General features: G+C 70.4%; 20 protein-coding genes. 13 read left to right on the top strand and 7 right to left on the bottom strand.

Annotated elements, in window-relative coordinates:
• Nucleotides 1-20: 20 nt before the first annotated feature.
• Nucleotides 21-1,565 (bottom strand): M20/M25/M40 family metallo-hydrolase, encoded by a 1,545-nt coding sequence (locus tag AB0C69_RS21345; protein ID WP_360356029.1) that lies wholly within the window; start codon nucleotides 1,563-1,565, stop codon nucleotides 21-23.
• Between the two features lie 267 nt (nucleotides 1,566-1,832).
• On the opposite strand from AB0C69_RS21345, the gene AB0C69_RS21340 reads away from it, so the two are divergent.
• Complete coding sequence (locus tag AB0C69_RS21340) at nucleotides 1,833-3,107, top strand: ATP-binding cassette domain-containing protein (RefSeq protein WP_360356026.1); 1,275 nt, start codon at nucleotides 1,833-1,835, stop codon at nucleotides 3,105-3,107.
• Here the strand turns inward: AB0C69_RS21340 and AB0C69_RS21335 are convergent, their stop codons facing one another.
• Complete coding sequence (locus AB0C69_RS21335; protein ID WP_360356023.1) at nucleotides 3,108-4,526, bottom strand: PLP-dependent aminotransferase family protein; 1,419 nt, start codon at nucleotides 4,524-4,526, stop codon at nucleotides 3,108-3,110.
• An 82-nt stretch (nucleotides 4,527-4,608) separates the two neighbouring features.
• On the opposite strand from AB0C69_RS21335, the gene AB0C69_RS21330 reads away from it, so the two are divergent.
• Nucleotides 4,609-5,217, top strand: a complete 609-nt coding sequence (locus tag AB0C69_RS21330; protein WP_360356021.1) for a TIGR03086 family metal-binding protein — start codon at nucleotides 4,609-4,611, stop codon at nucleotides 5,215-5,217.
• The gene (locus AB0C69_RS21325) at nucleotides 5,205-5,630 is read left to right on the top strand and encodes a hypothetical protein (RefSeq protein WP_360356018.1); all 426 of its coding nucleotides are present in this window, start codon (nucleotides 5,205-5,207) and stop codon (nucleotides 5,628-5,630) included. Before AB0C69_RS21330 ends, AB0C69_RS21325 begins: the two co-directional genes overlap by 13 nt.
• Here AB0C69_RS21325 and AB0C69_RS21320 read toward each other — a convergent pair.
• A complete protein-coding gene (locus tag AB0C69_RS21320; RefSeq protein WP_345174488.1) occupies nucleotides 5,582-5,971 on the bottom strand; it encodes a MerR family transcriptional regulator in 390 nt (129 codons plus the stop codon). The two genes, AB0C69_RS21325 and AB0C69_RS21320, sit on opposite strands and share 49 nt — an antisense overlap.
• Nucleotides 5,972-6,103: 132 nt before the next feature.
• Between AB0C69_RS21320 and AB0C69_RS21315 the strand changes: the two genes are divergently transcribed.
• From AB0C69_RS21315 to AB0C69_RS21305, 3 genes are all read left to right on the top strand, one after another.
• The gene (locus tag AB0C69_RS21315) at nucleotides 6,104-6,676 is read left to right on the top strand and encodes a hypothetical protein (RefSeq protein WP_360356015.1); all 573 of its coding nucleotides are present in this window, start codon (nucleotides 6,104-6,106) and stop codon (nucleotides 6,674-6,676) included.
• A 237-nt stretch (nucleotides 6,677-6,913) separates the two neighbouring features.
• Nucleotides 6,914-7,108 (top strand): DUF397 domain-containing protein, encoded by a 195-nt coding sequence (locus AB0C69_RS21310; protein WP_360356013.1) that lies wholly within the window; start codon nucleotides 6,914-6,916, stop codon nucleotides 7,106-7,108.
• 185 nt (nucleotides 7,109-7,293) lie between these two features.
• On the top strand, nucleotides 7,294-7,593 hold the full coding sequence (locus AB0C69_RS21305; RefSeq protein ID WP_360356010.1) for a hypothetical protein: 300 nt from the start codon (nucleotides 7,294-7,296) through the stop codon (nucleotides 7,591-7,593).
• 118 nt (nucleotides 7,594-7,711) lie between these two features.
• Here the strand turns inward: AB0C69_RS21305 and AB0C69_RS21300 are convergent, their stop codons facing one another.
• Nucleotides 7,712-8,821: a winged helix DNA-binding domain-containing protein gene (locus AB0C69_RS21300; RefSeq protein ID WP_360356032.1), complete on the bottom strand. Its 1,110-nt coding sequence runs from the start codon at nucleotides 8,819-8,821 to the stop codon at nucleotides 7,712-7,714.
• Between the two features lie 73 nt (nucleotides 8,822-8,894).
• Here AB0C69_RS21300 and AB0C69_RS21295 point away from each other — a divergent pair, with 73 nt between their 5' ends.
• From AB0C69_RS21295 to AB0C69_RS21285, 3 genes are all read left to right on the top strand, one after another.
• Entirely contained in the window at nucleotides 8,895-9,074 is a 180-nt protein-coding gene (locus AB0C69_RS21295; RefSeq protein WP_360356007.1) for a hypothetical protein, read from the top strand.
• Nucleotides 9,075-9,167: 93 nt separating this feature from the next.
• Nucleotides 9,168-9,848, top strand: a complete 681-nt coding sequence (locus AB0C69_RS21290; protein WP_360356004.1) for an alkylmercury lyase family protein — start codon at nucleotides 9,168-9,170, stop codon at nucleotides 9,846-9,848.
• A gap of 386 nt (nucleotides 9,849-10,234) precedes the next feature.
• Nucleotides 10,235-10,555, top strand: coding sequence for a hypothetical protein (locus AB0C69_RS21285; protein WP_360356001.1), 321 nt, complete (start codon nucleotides 10,235-10,237; stop codon nucleotides 10,553-10,555).
• A 520-nt stretch (nucleotides 10,556-11,075) separates the two neighbouring features.
• On the opposite strand, the gene AB0C69_RS21280 is transcribed toward AB0C69_RS21285, so the two are convergent.
• Nucleotides 11,076-12,041 carry a hypothetical protein gene (locus AB0C69_RS21280; protein WP_360355998.1) on the bottom strand — a complete coding sequence of 322 codons (966 nt, stop codon included), beginning with the start codon at nucleotides 12,039-12,041 and terminating at the stop codon, nucleotides 11,076-11,078.
• Between the two features lie 92 nt (nucleotides 12,042-12,133).
• Here AB0C69_RS21280 and AB0C69_RS21275 point away from each other — a divergent pair, with 92 nt between their 5' ends.
• From AB0C69_RS21275 to AB0C69_RS21260, 4 genes are all read left to right on the top strand, one after another.
• Complete coding sequence (locus AB0C69_RS21275) at nucleotides 12,134-12,613, top strand: macro domain-containing protein (protein WP_360355995.1); 480 nt, start codon at nucleotides 12,134-12,136, stop codon at nucleotides 12,611-12,613.
• Between the two features lie 112 nt (nucleotides 12,614-12,725).
• Entirely contained in the window at nucleotides 12,726-13,223 is a 498-nt protein-coding gene (locus AB0C69_RS21270) for a pyridoxamine 5'-phosphate oxidase family protein (protein ID WP_360355992.1), read from the top strand.
• A 40-nt stretch (nucleotides 13,224-13,263) separates the two neighbouring features.
• Nucleotides 13,264-13,881: a barstar family protein gene (locus AB0C69_RS21265; RefSeq protein WP_360355990.1), complete on the top strand. Its 618-nt coding sequence runs from the start codon at nucleotides 13,264-13,266 to the stop codon at nucleotides 13,879-13,881.
• A gap of 92 nt (nucleotides 13,882-13,973) precedes the next feature.
• Complete coding sequence (locus AB0C69_RS21260; RefSeq protein ID WP_360355987.1) at nucleotides 13,974-14,507, top strand: hypothetical protein; 534 nt, start codon at nucleotides 13,974-13,976, stop codon at nucleotides 14,505-14,507.
• Nucleotides 14,508-14,701: 194 nt separating this feature from the next.
• Here AB0C69_RS21260 and AB0C69_RS21255 read toward each other — a convergent pair whose 3' ends face one another.
• Nucleotides 14,702-15,154, bottom strand: a complete 453-nt coding sequence (locus tag AB0C69_RS21255) for a hypothetical protein (RefSeq protein ID WP_360355985.1) — start codon at nucleotides 15,152-15,154, stop codon at nucleotides 14,702-14,704.
• 358 nt (nucleotides 15,155-15,512) lie between these two features.
• Nucleotides 15,513-15,741, bottom strand: a 229-nt coding sequence (locus tag AB0C69_RS21250) for a hypothetical protein (protein WP_360355983.1), incomplete at its 5' end; no start/stop codon positions are given.

Raw genomic sequence — 15,741 nt, 5'->3', positions numbered from 1 at the left:
GGGCCGGGGGCGCCTGTAGATCAGCCCATCCGGAAGCGGCCGAAGAGCCGGTACATGAACTCCGTGCCCTGCTTGAGGGCCTCGACGGCGATGCGCTCGTCGTTGCCGTGCATCGCGATCAGCTGGTCGTTGTCGACGACGTAGGGGTAGACGCCGTAACCGGGAACGCCCTTGGAGGTCCACGGCGCGAGGCTCGTCCCGGCCTCGAAGAGGGCGGGCGCGAAGACCGCGTCCGGATAGGTCGCGGCGGCCGCGGCGCCGATGGCCTCGTACAGCGGCGAGTCCAGGCTGGACGGCGGCTTGGCCCAGGTCTCGTCCAGCCTCCTGAGGGCGTCCTCCTCCGACTCCCCCGGGTTGCCCGCGAGCGTGACGGTCACCTCGCGGCCGGCGAGGCGCCGCCGGATCGCGGCCAGGAAGTCGCGCGGCCGCTGGCCGCCGGGGACGCCCCGGCAGTTGAGGCGCAGTGTGGCCTTGGACGGGATGACGTTCTCCTTGTAGCCCGCGTCCTCGATCACGAAGGCGTGCGTCGTGCGGAGGAGGGCCTGGTGCAGCCACGGGTAGGAGCTGCGCTTGACGACGAGCGCGGCCGCCCGCTCGCGGGCCTGCTGGGACCGCGCGGACAGCAGCAGCCGCAGCGCCCGTTCGAACGGGCGGTCGTCGGTGGCCTTGGCGAGCGCGCCGAAGTACTCCCGCGTCACGGGGGTGAGCGCGACCGGCGCGAGCCAGGCGTCGAGGTCGGCGACGGCGCGGGAGAGCCGGGCGATGGCCGAGTCGGGATTGGGCTTGGAGGAGTGGGTGGCGGTGCCGCCGGCGGCGAGGTCGAGGTTGAAGTAGACCTTGTCCTGGCGCGTCACCGTGATGAGCATCGGCGTCCGCCGGTCCTTCTGCGCGAGGAACCAGCCGCCCTCGGTGAGCACCATGCCGGCGTTGACCTTGTCCCAGTGGTGCTCGGCGAGCCAGTGGGAGCCGTACTGCCCGGCCTCCTCGTCGCAGTCGGTGAGGACGATGATGTCGCGGTCGAACCTCGCGCCCTCCTTGACGTGCCGGAGCAGGGCGCTGATGTTGGCGGAGTTGGCGCCCTTCATGTCCAGGGCGCCGCGGCCGTAGACCTCGCCGTCGCGGACGGTCCCGGCGAACGGGTCGACCGACCATTTGTCACGTTCCACCGGGACTACGTCGGAATGTCCGAGCAGGAGCAGCGGCGGCGCCGCGGTGCCGCCCTCGATCCGGGCGACGAGGTGGACGTTGTCCTTCTTCGGCGTGGGGATGATCTCCGCGGGGACCCCCGCGGAGTCCCAGACGGCCTTGAGCATCTCGGCGTGGGGCCGGGTGACGCCGCCCTCCCCGAAGTTCTGGGTGTCGAACGACAGCATCTTCTTCAGCAGGGCCAGCGGGTCGAGGTCGGCGGGCGCGGGCCCGCGGGCGGGGCCGGCGAGGGCGGACCTGCCGGCCGGCGCCGCGGCGGCGGTGCCGCCCGCGAGCACGCCGCCCGCGAGCAGGACGGCGCCCGCGCCGGTGCGGTGCAGGAAGTCACGGCGGCTGACGGCGGGTGGGGAGTCGGGCATGGGAGCTCCTCCTTCGAACCCCGGACGGGCTTCGTGATCAAAGGTGACACGGCGGGCCGCCGATCTCCAGGGCGGCGGCCCGCCGGACCCCCGGCACGGCGCCGAACAGGTCGAAGTCGGGAACATCCAGCAATGCCGGGAATATACGATCCGGTGGCCGGACTCGGCCGGATTAACGGCGGGTAACCCTGGTTTCACTCTGGACAACGTGGGCCGCGCCGCGATGAGATGGCCCACCGTAGATTTGCCCACCCCCAGGCGGACTCGATGACGGATGTTGTGCTGGACGGCGTCGACAAGGTGTATCCCGGCGGGCAGGTGGCGGTCCGCGACGTCCGCCTGCGCATCAGCGACGGGGAGCTCTTCGTCCTGCTCGGACCGTCCGGCTGCGGCAAGTCGACCATCCTGCGCATGATCGCCGGGCTGGAGGAGATCACCGGCGGGGACCTGTGGCTGAACGGCACCGTCGCCAACGACCTGCCGCCGCGCGAACGGAACGTGGCGATGGTCTTCCAGGAGGGCGCGCTCTACCCGCACCGCACGGTCAAGGGCAACATGATGTTCCCGCTGGAGGTGTCCGGGGACGACCGCGCCGAGGCGTCCGCGAAGGTCGTGGAGCTGGCGCGCGCGCTCGGCATCAACACGATGATCGACCGGCTGCCGCGCACGCTGTCGGGGGGCCAGCGGCAGCGGGCCGCGATCGGCCGGGCGCTGATCCGCGAACCGTCGCTGTTCCTGATGGACGAGCCGCTGTCGAGCCTGGACGCGGGGCTGCGCGCGGAACTGCGCGTGGAGATCGCCGCGCTGGTGCGCTCCAGCCGCACCACCACCGTCTACGTCACGCACGACCAGGTCGAGGCCATGACGATGGCCGACCGGATGGCCGTGCTGCGCGACGGCGTCCTGGAGGACGTCGGCACCCCCGAGCAGATCTACGAGGACCCGGCGACCGTGTTCGTGGCCGCGTTCCTCAGCTCCCCTCCGATCAACCTGCTGCAGGCCACCCTGTGGGCGGTCGAGGGCCAGGGGCTGACGCTCGACCTCGGACCGCAGCGGCTCACGCTGCCCTGGAACGACCCGCGGGCGTCCGCGCTGATCAGCCACCAGGGCCGGCCCGTGATCGTCGGGATCCGCCCCGACACGATGATGCCGATCGCCCCGGGCTCGCCCGCCCCGGCCGGGACCGTCCTGTCCGGGCAGGTCCGCGCGCTGGAGTTCCACGGCCACGAGTGGCTCGCCTACGCCGAGGCCGGCATCCCCACGGTGGACGCGAACGAGGTCGGCCGGCCCGAGCGGCCGCAGGCCCCCGCGGCGGAGCGGCCCGGGCTGCGCGATCGTGTCCTGGCGCTGTTCGGCAGGCCGGCCGAGGCGCAGGAGCCGGTCGAGGAGCACGCGGGCCACCACCGGCGGTCCGACCTCGTCTTCCGCATCGCGCCCGGCGGGCGGCCCGACCGGGGCGACCGCGTCGCGCTGGCGGTCGACCTGGACCGGATCCTGTTCTTCGGCGCGGACGGCCGGCGCATCACGCCCGTCCACCGCTAGTCACGAGCGGCCGCGCAGGACGCCGGCGAGCCGGCGCATCCCCTCGTCGATCTCGGGCGGCGTCACGGCGCCGTACCCGAAGACCAGGCCCGCGCCGGGCGGCCCGGTCACGGCGAACTCCGACAGCGCGAACAGCCCGACGCCCGCGGTGAGCGCCCTCGCGGCGACGGCGGCGTCGTCCGCGCCGTCCCGGAACACCGCGCTCAGATGCAGCCCCGCCTCGGACGGGACGAGGTCGAGCCGGTCCCCCGGCAGCCCGGCCACCCGCTCGGCGACGCGCTCGTGCCGCGCCCGGTACTCGCGGCGGGACCTGCGGATGTGGCGGGCGAGCAGGCCCTCGTCGATGAACCGGGCGAGGGCCGCCTGCGCGGGCAGTTCGGCATGCCAGGACGAGACGTAGCGCGCCATGCGGAACGCGTGGTGCAGCGACGGCGGCGCCACCAGGAACCCCAGGCGCAGCACCGGCCGCATGATCTTGGAGAAGGTGCCGGTGTACAGGACGCGGCCGTCCTCGTCGAGGCTCTGCAGCGGCTCGACGGGCCGCCCGCCGTACCGGTACTCGGTGTCGTAGTCGTCCTCGACGATCACCACGTCCCGCCGCCGCGCCCAGTCGAGCAGCGCCCTGCGGCGCGGCAGCGACATCGGCATGCCGAGGGGGAACTGGTGCGAGGGCGTGACGTAGACGGCCCGCGCGTCGCCGGGCAGCGCGTCCACCCGGAGCCCCTCGGCGTCGACCGGCACGCCGCGCACCCGCATCCCGGCCGCGGCGAGGAGCATCCGCACGGGCGGGTACCCCGGGTCCTCCACGGCGACCACGTCGCCCGGTTCCAGCAGGACGCGGACGATGAGGTCGAGGGCCTGCTGGACGCCGGACGTGACGACGACGTCGGCCCCGCTCGCCCGCACCGACCGCGAGACGCCCACGTGGCGGGCGACGGCCTCGCGCAGGGCGGGCAGCCCCGCCGGGTCGGCCGCCGAGGCGGGATCGGCCAGCGCCGACGGCCGCAGCAGCCCCGACATGATCCGCCGCCATGCCTCGTACGGGAACAGCCGCACGTCGGGCAGCCCGGCGCGGAAGTCCCACCGGATCCCGGGCATCGGCGCCGGCCAGGCGGACACCCCGGCCCACACGCCGCGCGGGCGCAGCGGCGAGGCGGCGGGCGCGCCCCGCGCGGCGGACCCGGTCTCCCGGACGAACGTCCCCGCGCCGACCCGGCTCGTCAGGAACCCCTCGGCCGTGAGCCGGTCGTAGGCGACGCCGACCGTGTTGCGGGAGATCGCCAGGCGCCGGGCCAGCTCGCGCGTCGGCGGCAGCGCCTCCCCCGCGCGCAGCCGGCCGTCCAGGATCGCGGCGCGCAGCTGGCCGTAGATCTGCCCGGCGAGGTCGCGGCGCCCCACCAGGCTCACGTGGAGGTCCACGGCGCCGAGCCTAAATCGGCTCAGTCATTATGCGCAATTTTGGACCTGTACCTGGGCCTCTGCGCGTCCCTAGCGTGGCGGTATGGACCTGCTCAACGAACTCCTCACCACCGATTTCCGGCCACTCGACCGGAAAGCGGCCGATCTCTACCTGTCCCTCGTCGCGCAGGTGAAGCCGGACGCGCTGCGGCTGCCGACGCCGTGCCCCGACTGGACGCTGCACGGCCTGCTGCGCCACCAGGTGAGCCAGGACGAGGGCTTCGCGGCCGCCGCCCGGGGCGAGGGCGCGCGGCTGTCCGCGTGGCGCGGCGGCGACCTCGGCGACGACCCCCTCGCCGCGGCGCGGGCCTCCGCCGACCTCGTGACGAGGGCCTTCGCGGAGACGGCCCCGGACGCCGAACTCGTCCTCCCCGAGATCCGCGACGGCGGCGCCTTCCCCGCGGCGCTGGCGATCAGCTTCCACTTCGTCGACCTCGTCGTGCACGCCTGGGACGTCGCCGCCTCGATCGGCGCGGCCTGGGAGCCTTCCGGCGACCTCGTGGAGGCGTCCCTCAAGGTGGCCGCCATCGTCCCCGAGGAGGGCCGGGGGCCCGGCGACTCGTTCGCCCCGGCCGTCCCCTCCCCGGCCGGCGCGGAGTCGCGGGACCGCCTGCTCACCCTCCTCGGCCGGGACCCCTCATGGCGCTCCTGAGGACCGCGTGGCGCGGCGGGCCGGTCCGGGCGACGGGCCCGGTCCTCGTCAGCGTCACCGATTTCACCTGCGCGCGTCCGCTCGACCTGCCGAGGGCCTTCCACGCGGGCATGGCGCTGCGCCGGTCGTGGCCCGGCCTGGAGGGGGCCGTCGGCCTGTGGCTGTGGACCGACCTCCGCCGGCACAGGTGCGGCTCCGTCTCGGTCTGGACCGGCGACGCCGCGCTGCGCGGCTTCGTCGGCTGGCCGCCGCACGTCGCCGTCATGCGCAGGTTCCGGCGGCGCGGGACGATCCGCGCCGACACCTGGTGGGCGGACGCCTTCGAGCCGGCCGAGACGTGGGCGCGCGCGGAGCGCGTCCTCGCTCAGGCCGGGGCGGGAGCGGCCTCGCAGGTCAGCGACGCCTCCCGGTAGAAGCCGATCTTCACCTTGATCTGCCGCTGCTGCGCGCGCAGGATGGCGATCTGCTCCTCGACCCGGCGGTCGTGCTCCTGCAGCAGGTCGAGCCGCTCCTGGACGGTCTCGCCGCCGCCGCGGGCCAGCTCGGAGTAGCGCAGCATCTCGGCGATCGGCATGCCGGTGCCGCGCAGGCAGCGCAGCATCCCGAGCCACTGCAGGTCGTCGTCGGAGAACACGCGCCGTCCCGACGCGTTCCGCGCGATCCCGGACAGCAGCCCGATCTTCTCGTAGTAACGCAGCGTGTCGATGCTGAAACCGCTCTTCTCGGCGGTCTCGGCGGGAGAGTAGGAGCTCACGCATTCCAGGATCGCAGCTGGAGCGCACTCCAGGTCAACGTCCGGCCGGTCCGCGCGCTTGACCTGGAGCGCGCTCCAGGTCGCAGAGTGGGAAGGAGAGGCTTACACCACGAGGCACGCGAAGGACTCGCCATGCGCATTGGACTCCAGGTTCCGAGCTTCACCTTTCCCGGAGGGCCGGAGCAGATGGAAGGGCGCCTATACGACCTGCTACACACCGCCACAAACGCCCGTCTCCACAACATGCGCCGCCCGGTCGACGAAACACTGCCGCCAGACGATCGGCAGTGGCTTGAATCCTGCGTCATGCCGTTGGAGCGCATTCTGCGCTTGCTCGGCTACGGCACCACTTCGCCGAGTACGGACACCGAATCAACTCTCCCGCCCTCGCAGGCGCCAAGCGGGGACAACAAGAGACGCAGGCAACAGATCCATGGCACAGTGCGCGACCTCCTAACCGCTGGCCTACTCGAAGCACAGGCGAAAATCATCTCCACCCGCCGCGCTCACCCAGCAGAAGCGACGGTCTTGCCTGATGGCCGAATCGAGTACGACGGACGCCTCTTCCACAGCCCTTCGGGCGCGGCGGACTACGTAACCAAGCGTTCCGAAAGCGGATGGACCTTCTGGGCGGTTGAGACCGACACCGGCAGAATGACGCTCGACTCCCTCAGGAAACGTCTCGACCCGCCATCCACAAGCTGATTCGCAGAACGAGAAGCTCGGCGTCGTCGAGGGATGAAGGGCTCGGACGCTTTTTGGCCCTCGCCGGTCTCGCCGAAGGGTGCGGCACCGGGGATAGCGGGGCAGCCCACGCCTGGAACCCTTCCCTCTAACCCTCCCGACAACACGGCCGGCCTCGCCCTCGCCCCCGCTAGAGGACACCGGATCGACAAGGCGAGGCCCGTCCGAGGGCCATGCGCCCACCAGACGGAGATCGCGATGATCGAATGGCGGAAATCCAGCCGCAGCGGTACAGGTGGTGTCGGCGGTCACGATTGCGTGGAGGTGGCCGCTCTCGCGGAAGGACGCGGCATCAGAGACAGCAAGGCACCCGACACCGGGTACCTCATCCTCTCCCCCGAGAGCTTTGCCCAGCTCATCACCCAGGTGAAGCGCGGTGACTTGGACGTCTAACCCTCCCGACCCCCGGTCGAACCGGTCAGATAAACCGGGCAGATCTTGAACCAGACGACTCAAGTCCGGGCGCCGCTGAAGGTCGTCAGGACCGTCAGGGCATGCAGTGCCTCCGAGAGGACCCGGTAGTTCCAGCGCCTCATCCATGCCTCCGCTCGCGTGGGGCGGCGGGTAGTGTCGCCGAGGTGTCAGAGGACGGCTTCACCATCAGGCTTACTTCCGATCAGGCGTTGGTGCTCTCCGACTGGCTCGACCGCATGGAGACCAACGACGAGTTCGACGCGCTGGTGAACGAGGACCGGGCAGTGTGGTCGCCGATCCTCAAGATCTCGGGGACATTGGCCACGTCGCTGGGGGAGATCTTCCTTCCGGACTACACCGCTCGCCTGGACGCGGCCCGGGAGCGGCTCAAGGACGCACTCGGCGACCTCGGGCGTCCACCGGCGCCCGCCCGCGACGTTCGTATCCCACGTCCCGATCAGTAGGTCGCGAAGGTGACGCTGATCGCACCGGGCGGGTTCTGCTGTGCTTTCACAGAAAAGTAGAGCCCATCTCGCACGGTGGCCCCGTCGAGCCTGTGAGGGGCGGCGAAACGGCGACCCATCAGGATTCGAAGCGGATGTCGTGAGTGGTGGCGTCGGCGGCGGCGAAGGCCAGGAGCCGTTCACCCTCCTCGGCCAGCGCGTCCTTGTCTTGCGACGCGAGCTGCTCGTAGGGCCGGACGAGCAGCGTCGCGGTGTCCCGTTCACGTTGCAGCTGCCAGTCACCGGCGGTGAACCCGTCCAGGAGCACGATGCCGGGCAGCGGACGGCGCGTGACGTACTTCTGCGCGCGGAAGGCGTCGGTGACGATGCGGCTGCGGTCGGCGTGCGACAGCAGCAGATTGTCGAAGTCGTACAGAAAACGCGGCGGCGCGGGAGTGTCGGGATCGGGCCGGGGAGCGTCGGGCACATCGAACAGTTCACGCCCGTCGTCGTCGGTGAAGACGGCCAGGCGGGGACGCAGCCGGTTCACCACCTCCCGCAACCGCGTCAGCCCTGACCACTTCTGCACGTCCTTCACGGACGCGGGGCCGAACGCCGCCAGGTAACGCAGGACCATCTCCTCAAGGGACGCGTCGGCCGCCAATGATCGGCCCAGCCACGCCTCGGCGGTCGTGTGCGCGATGGGCCCGCTTCGCCCCCACACACCCCGGGGCGGCACCTGCACCAACGCCATCCTGTTGCGGGCCGCGTACGCGAGCGACGCCGCGGCCCGGTCGCCCCACCCCGCCGTCCGGCCGTGTTCGGCGAGCAGCGCGCCGAGTTCCTTGCTCGTACGCGGCTTCTCCTCCACCAACGGCCGGGCGGCGGCGACCAACTCGTCCATGTCCAAGCCCTGGACGGGTTCGCCGTGGGTGTGGTTGGAGAACAGGTCGCGGTCCAGGACGGGCTGGATCAGCGGGCGCAGCCACAGGCAGTCGCGGACGCTCACCAGGTGGATCGTCGAACGCATCAACGCGATGCGCACGAGTTGCCGGTCGAGGAGCAGCTGCCCGATCTGCTCCGGTCGCACGTCCTCCAGCCGTACGCCCAGGCCCACGTACCACGAGTGCGGCGTCTGCGCCTGGAGACCCGCCAGATGCTCCACCGCCTCCACCACGGGCAGTGTCGAACGGGCCAGCAGCAGTTGCCGGTCAAGCGTGGCGCGGTTGAGCGCGCGGCGAGTGAGCATCGGTGTCACACGGGTCAGAGTAGGGCGGAAGAACTCCCCAGCTCCGCGAAGGCTTACGCGCGATCAGGCGTTGGTGCTCTCCGACTGGCTCGACCGCATGGAGACCAACGACGAGTTCGACGCGCTGGTGAACGAGGACCGGGCAGTGTGGTCGCCGATCCTCCAGATATCGGGGACGTTGGCCACGTCGCTGGGGGAGATCTTCCTTCCGGACTACACCGCTCGCGGTTGCGTCCACGGAGGTGGTGTATGACTTTGACCTGGTCAGAGGGCGTGGCATCGTGACGTGAGACGGCCATCGCGTGATCCTTCGAATCGACCAAGATCAGAAGGACTGGTGTGGCCTGTGGTGACTCCGGATGCGTGGGCGGTGCGCGATCTCGTTTATGGGACGTTCGCGGCGGAGGGGCGAGCGCCCTCGGTGGGTGAGCTCGCCCGCAGGACGGGAAGCACGGCGGAGGCGGTCCAGGGAATTCTGGGTGATCTGGCGGACGCGCATGCGCTGGTGCTGACGCCGGAGGGGGACGCGGTGCGGATGGCGCATCCGTTCACGGCGGCTCCGATGGCATTCGTGGTGACCCCGGTGGACGGGCACGACGACCGCCGGTGGTGGGGCGGGTGCGCTTGGGACTCCTTCGGCATCAGCGCCGCCCTGTGCCTGGACGTCCGGATCGACACCGCCTGCCCGCAGTGCGGATCCCGCATCTCCTTCGAGTCCAGCCTGGGGACCCCGCCGCCCGCCGAGCTCGCCGTCCGCTTTCCGCGGCCCGCCGAGCAGTGGTGGGACGACGTGGTCGCCACCTGCACGATGATCCGTATGTTCTGCGACCGCGGCCACGCCGAGCAGTGGACGGCCGGCAACGCGCCCGGCAACGGCTACATCGCGGATGCCACGACCGTCTGGCGGCTGGCCGGGCCCTGGTACGGCGACCGCCTCGACCCCGATTTCCAGCCGCACAGCCGCGAGCACAACCAGGCGCTCCTGGAGGGCTGCGGCCTGACCGGCTCCTTCTGGCACCTCCCCTGACCGCAGCCGCTTGACCTCTCAGCTCCAGCGGAGCCCTCACGACACGGGCGTGGTGACGGCCGGCGCCTGTGTGAATGCCTAACTTGAGGTCCTCGTGCTTCGTCGCTGTGCGCAGGCGGAGTGTCGCCCACCACGAACAGCAGCAACACCTCCAGCACGCCACCGGGCCCGTACGCCACGCCCAGAGCGTGCCCTCGGCCTCACCAACCCCCTGGACAAGCCCTGCAGAGCAGTGGCTGGGCTACTGCGCGGACGACGGTACCCAGGCAGGGCGGAACACCCGGACGGCAGCCGAAGCGATCAGGGGAGCGGCCAAATCTTCTTTTCGCGGACGGTTTGATCTGACGCCCTCCCTCGGTGGGGGCCTGGCTCGAAAAGGAGAGAACATGAAGACGCGTGCCGCCTTTATGGCGCTGGGAGCGCTGGTGGCCGGTGTCCTACTCACCGGCTGCGACGACGACGACCGCTCGTGCGAGGACACCGCCGCCCGGGTGGCTGACAACCGCGGCGTCACCGGCGCCTCGCTGGTGCTGTCGGCGCCGAGGCCCCCGGCCCCGCCGCGTCCGGCCAATCCGGCACCGGCACGTCCGGCTAATCCCGCGGGCCCGCTGAACCCGGCCAATCCGGCCAACCCAGCGAATCCGCTGAACCCGCTGAACCCGCTCAACCCGGCGAACCCGCTGAACCCGGAGGAGTCGGGCTGCTAGCAAGGCAGCTGCCCATAGTGACCGCCGCCTGGCAGGCGCATGGACCACTTAGGGTGATCTCCTGGGCCCCACGCTTTGCGCGGGGCCCGTTCACATCCAGCTGTGCGGGCAGCCGCGTCATCACCGACGCCTTCCGCGCGCAGAACCACGCCACGCGCCGTCCGCTGCCCGGCATCGTGCTCCTGGACGGGTTCACCGCCGGTAACTGGCAGCTGGAACGTCCGCCGCCACTCGCGGCATCCGCTTCGAATCCTGATGGGTCGCCGTTTCGCCGCCCCTCAGAGCCCACCCGGTGCGATCAGCATCACCTTCGCGACCTACTGACCGGGACGTGGGGCTCCTAGGCGTCCGCTGGTGGACGCCCGAGGTCGCCGAGGGAGTCCTTGAGTCGCTCCCGGGCCGCGTCCAGGCGAGCGGTGTAGTCCGGCAGGAAGATCTCCCCCAGCGACGTGGCCAACGTCCCCGATATCTGGAGGATCGGTGACCACGCTGCCCGGTCCTCGTTTGAGCATCGGTTTCACTAGTGGTCGACTACGTGCACTCTCGGTGCGTGCAGGCGGTTTGGCTCGGTGGGGGGCGTGGCGCGGTTCCTGATGGTGATCAGCTCGTCGTCCCAGTGGGCTTCGCGCAGTTCGGCGTCTGTCATGCTCAGGCCGTCGGGGTGCCGTCCGATGGCGGCGAGGTGTCCGCGGTGTCCCCAGGCCAGCCGTTCGACTTTCCAGCCCGGCCAGGTCTCCCCCACACGCGCGACGAGCCCCGTCGGGACGGTGGCGGTGGTCCAATAGCGCAGGCGACGGGCGCGCAGGTCGATGACCGCGCCGTCGGTCACGGCGTCCTCGGCGGCCAAGGGGAAAGGCGCCTCGGCGGCCAGGGCGCCCAGAAGAGACTCCCCGTGATGCGCCAGCAGCGGGACGATCGTGTTGGACAGTTGCCAGTGCGTGAGGGCCGCGTCGGCTTCGATGACGCTGACGAGGCAGGACGCGTCGGCGAGGGCGTCTGCGATCAGTTCGTGGTGGCGGACCGTGATCTGGCGGGTGTCCGGGTCCCAGTCGACGAACCAGTAGTCGCGTGCGGCCGGGTTCACCTCTACGGCCTCGGCCCTCGCCGGTTCGGGCGGGAGTCCGGGGTAGAGCAGGCGGCGCAGTTCCTCGTCCCCGCCCCAGGCGTAGGCGACGTCCCAGTCCTCCCAGCCCGGCGTGGCCGCCTGGCGCAGGGCCATGCTCTCGCGGTGGCTGGCACCCGCGGGCGGCATGGTCAACGCGCAGCCGTAGAACCGGTACCGGCGCGTGGTCAGGTCCAGGGCGATGCCCTGGCAGGACCGTGCCATGTTCGGGGCGCCGTCGACGTTCCTGCCGTCGGCCCGGATCCTCTCCACAAGGCCGCTGCGGTCGTCGGCCCCCGTGAGGTGCCACCGGCCGTACTTCTCGTCCAACTCCCAGTGGGAGCCGTCTTCCAGGCGGACGAGATAGGCGGTCCAGCATCCCATCCGCGAACAGTACTGGTCGTGCGCCAGGGCGCTCGAACGGGCGGGTGCCCTGACCAGCCGATTCGTCACTGTGCGCGGATATCGTGACGATCATGGCGCAGATCCGCTACCTCCAGGGCGACGCGACCTCCCCCCAGGCCGCAGGGCCCAAGGTCATCGCGCACGTCTGCAACAACCGGGGCGGTTGGGGCAAGGGATTCGTCCTGGCGATATCCCGACGCTGGCCGGAGCCCGAAGCCGCCTACCGGCGCTGGCACCGCGACCGCGCCGCCAACGACTTCGGGCTGGGCGCGATCCAGCTCGTCCAGGTCCGGCCCGACATCTGGGTCGCCAACATGATCGGCCAGCACGGCGTCAAGACCGGCCGGAGTTCCGGGCCGCCGATCCGCTACGAGGCGGTGCGGAAGTGCCTCCACCAGCTGGCCGCACACGCCATCGAGCTCGAAGCGACCGTCCATATGCCTCGCATCGGCTGCGGCCTGGCCGGCGGGCGATGGGACCGCATCGAACCGCTCGTCATCAGCGAGCTCGCCGACCGCGGCGTCTCCATCACCATCTACGACACGCCATAAAAAGTTCGAGATCTCGGTGTCGGGGATGTCGAGAACGTGGGGGTGGCTCCGTCCCAGGGGCACGAGCGGCCGAGAACGGGCGCTCGACGGCACCGAGACAGGAGCGACGACCATGGAGCAGCACGAGATCACCGAGATCCTCAACCGGCCGTACAGCCAGGAGCTGCTGGCGCGTGATGTGACGCGGCTGGCCTACGTCGCCAAGGACGGCACGCCGCGCAACGTGCCGATCGCCTTCACCTGGAACGGCTCGGAGATCGTCATGTGCACCAGCAGGAACGCCCCGAAGCTGGCGCACCTGCGCGAGAACCCGATGGTGGCCCTCACGATCGACACCGAGGTGCACCCGCCGAAGATCCTGCTCATCCGGGGGCGCGCCGAGCTCGACGTCGTCGACGGCATCCCGGACGAATACCTCCAGATGAACGGCAGCTACGACATGACGCCCGAGCAGCGCGTCGAGTGGGAGGCCGAGGTCCGCTCCCTCTACGACGGCATGGTCCGCATCGTCGTCACCCCGACCTGGGCGAAGCTCATCGACTTCGAGACCACGCTGCCCAGCGCGGTCGAGGAGCTGGCGCGGCAGCGGGCCGAACGCCAGAGCGCCTGATCCAGCAGCGTGAGAGCCATGCCGTGTCAGAATCCTCGGCATGAGCGCCCCGACCCTCACCGAGCGCAGGCCGCCCTGGGTCGTCTTCACCTCTGGTGACGATTCGTGGGTGGCCTCCGAAACGGCGGCGCTCCAAGAACAGGGCGGGCTCGTCTTCCGACTGGACGGTCGAGAACTGCTCGACCCGGCTTCACTGTTCCGCGCCTTCGCCCGGGAATTGTCCTTCCTCGGTTACTTCGGCCACAACTGGGACGCGCTCGTGGACTGCCTGCACGATTGGCACGGCCCCGGGCACGGCGAGCGGGACGTCGCCGTCCTCGTCGACGACGCCGACGGGTTGGCCGGTGCGGAGTTCCTGGGCCTGTTCGTCTCGGTGCTCTGCCAGGCGGCCTGGAAGGCCAACCTGCAACTCGACGCCGACGGGGTCCCGCACGAGGACAGGAAGCCGTTCGCCTTGCACTTCGTGCTGCTGCTCGACCACACCCCGCCCGCCGTCCTCGCCGAGGCGGCGGCGAGCGGCAGGTCCGCATTGGCCCCCGGCAGCACGGGAATTTCGTTGGACCAATGCGAAACGATCACAATACGCGACCATGATCTACCTCAAAGCCACGACAAAGGATCGGGTCGGCCCCGAGAGGACGGCACAACACCAAAGTAGGTAAGCACCGTCCGGCCGGCCGTTAAGCGCAACCATTTTCGTTGCCGACCCGTGATGTCGCTCTCTTGATCATTCTTGGTACCGTTCCCCGGATGGCGGAAGCCAGTGCGCGGACCGATCTCCTGTATCCGCGCAAGGAAAACCCCTGGGGGGCACTTATGAAGACGGCTCTGCGCCGAACTGTGCTGTCATTGTCAGCACTCACCGTCACCACTGTCGGAACCCTGTCCCTCATGAGTCCGGCCAACGCCGCCGCCGCCTACTCGGTGTCGGGTGTCTGCGGCAGCGGCTACAAAGAAGTGCGAAGCATCGCCCTTTCCGGCTACAACAAGACCGCTGACGGGTGGGGCACCGTCGCATACGTGAAGATCGGCTACAACGCCGGCAACGGCAAGAACTGCGCCTTCACGCAGAAGTCGACGACGAACTACAGCTACGGAAAACTGTCCGACGTCAGCGTCAAACTGCGGGAGCTGCGCTACGGGGACACCTCCTACGACGTCAACGGGCCTTACCGGTACTTCGCGGGACCGGTCTATGTGTCCGCCCGCAACACCTGCATCGATGTCTGGGGCTGGGAAGACTGGGCAGGCTCGTATGACTTCGGCCCGATAGCCTGCGGCTGAGCGCACCGATCCAGTCGCCGTGGTCGCACTGTCGTCGACAGTGCGACCACATCGGTGTCCGCGCACCCACACCGAAGCCGGCGAGGGTGTGTCAGCGGTCAGGCCCGGGCAGTGCCGGAAGAACCGGCTCCCGCCCTGGTCGGGGCGTGAGCCGGTCACGTGGCGAAGCCCGGCCACGAGGGTCATGGCGAGGCTCAGGCGGGAGACTCGCCCCCGGCCGGGTCCTCCAGGAGGACCTCTCCCCAGCAGGCCGTGCCCTCGTCGGTCCGGTGGCTGCCGTGCTGGCAGCCGTCCGAGCCGGTCCAGATCTGCGCCACCACCTGCCGGGGGCTGAACTCCTTCGGCACCGCGTCGTGCACGGTGATCCTCACGAGCCGCCGTCCGTCCTTGGTCAGCACCCTGCAGTCGAGCCTGACGCCCCCCGGAAGCACGGGGTTCTCGTCGGCGCCGATGTCGATGCCGTGGGAACGCGCGGCGAACCGGAGCAGGTCCCTCGCCCGCAGTCGCGCCCGGACGACCGGCCGGTCGCCGGCCCCGTGCTGCTGGATGAAGATCTGAAGCAGCGTGAGGAAGTTCTCGGCCGAGAGTCCCTCGGACCCTGCCGAAGCAGTGAAAGTCGGCGTCTTTTCGTTGTCGGAGGCCCCCATGGGGATCCTCTCCTTCCGGCTATGAGTTGCGAATAGTTCGAGTCCTGGACTCGTGGAATATCGTCCGCACGCACTCAGGGGGCCGCAAGGAAACGCGCGATGTCGCGATGTTGAACGGTCGGGGGCCGCGTTCCTCTCTCGCGGACGGCGACGCTTTCGCGTCTTCGCAGGTGCTCGTGGAACGAGAAAGCGTCCCGGCGTCGGGCGGCATGATGCCGCCTTTCTGCCGGGACGCCTCGTGCTGAAGATCCACGGAGCTTCAGATCCCGTGGACCCCAGGGTGTTCACCCTTGTCGTCGCCGTCGCCGCTGTCAGACGGCGGCGACGCCGCAGATCTCAGGGCCCGCCTGCGGCACCGTCAGGAGACGGAGGAACCGGCGGGCCGGTGGTGTCCGCGACCCACGATGGGGACGTCGGCCCCGCCCACCAGCGGGCGCAGCCGGTCCTTGTGGATCTCGGCGATGACGACCTTGTTGACGTTCACCGCCTCGGCGACCTTGAAGTCGACCACGAGGCTGGCGAGCCGGTAGGCCTCGACGCCCGTCATTCCGAGGACGCCGACGAGGTAGTCGACGACCTCCTCGGCC

It is taken from the genome of Actinomadura sp. NPDC048032 (genome assembly GCF_040653175.1).
Lineage (GTDB): Bacteria > Actinomycetota > Actinomycetes > Streptosporangiales > Streptosporangiaceae > Spirillospora > Spirillospora verrucosospora.
This window is presented reverse-complemented; position numbering and strand designations above follow the sequence as displayed.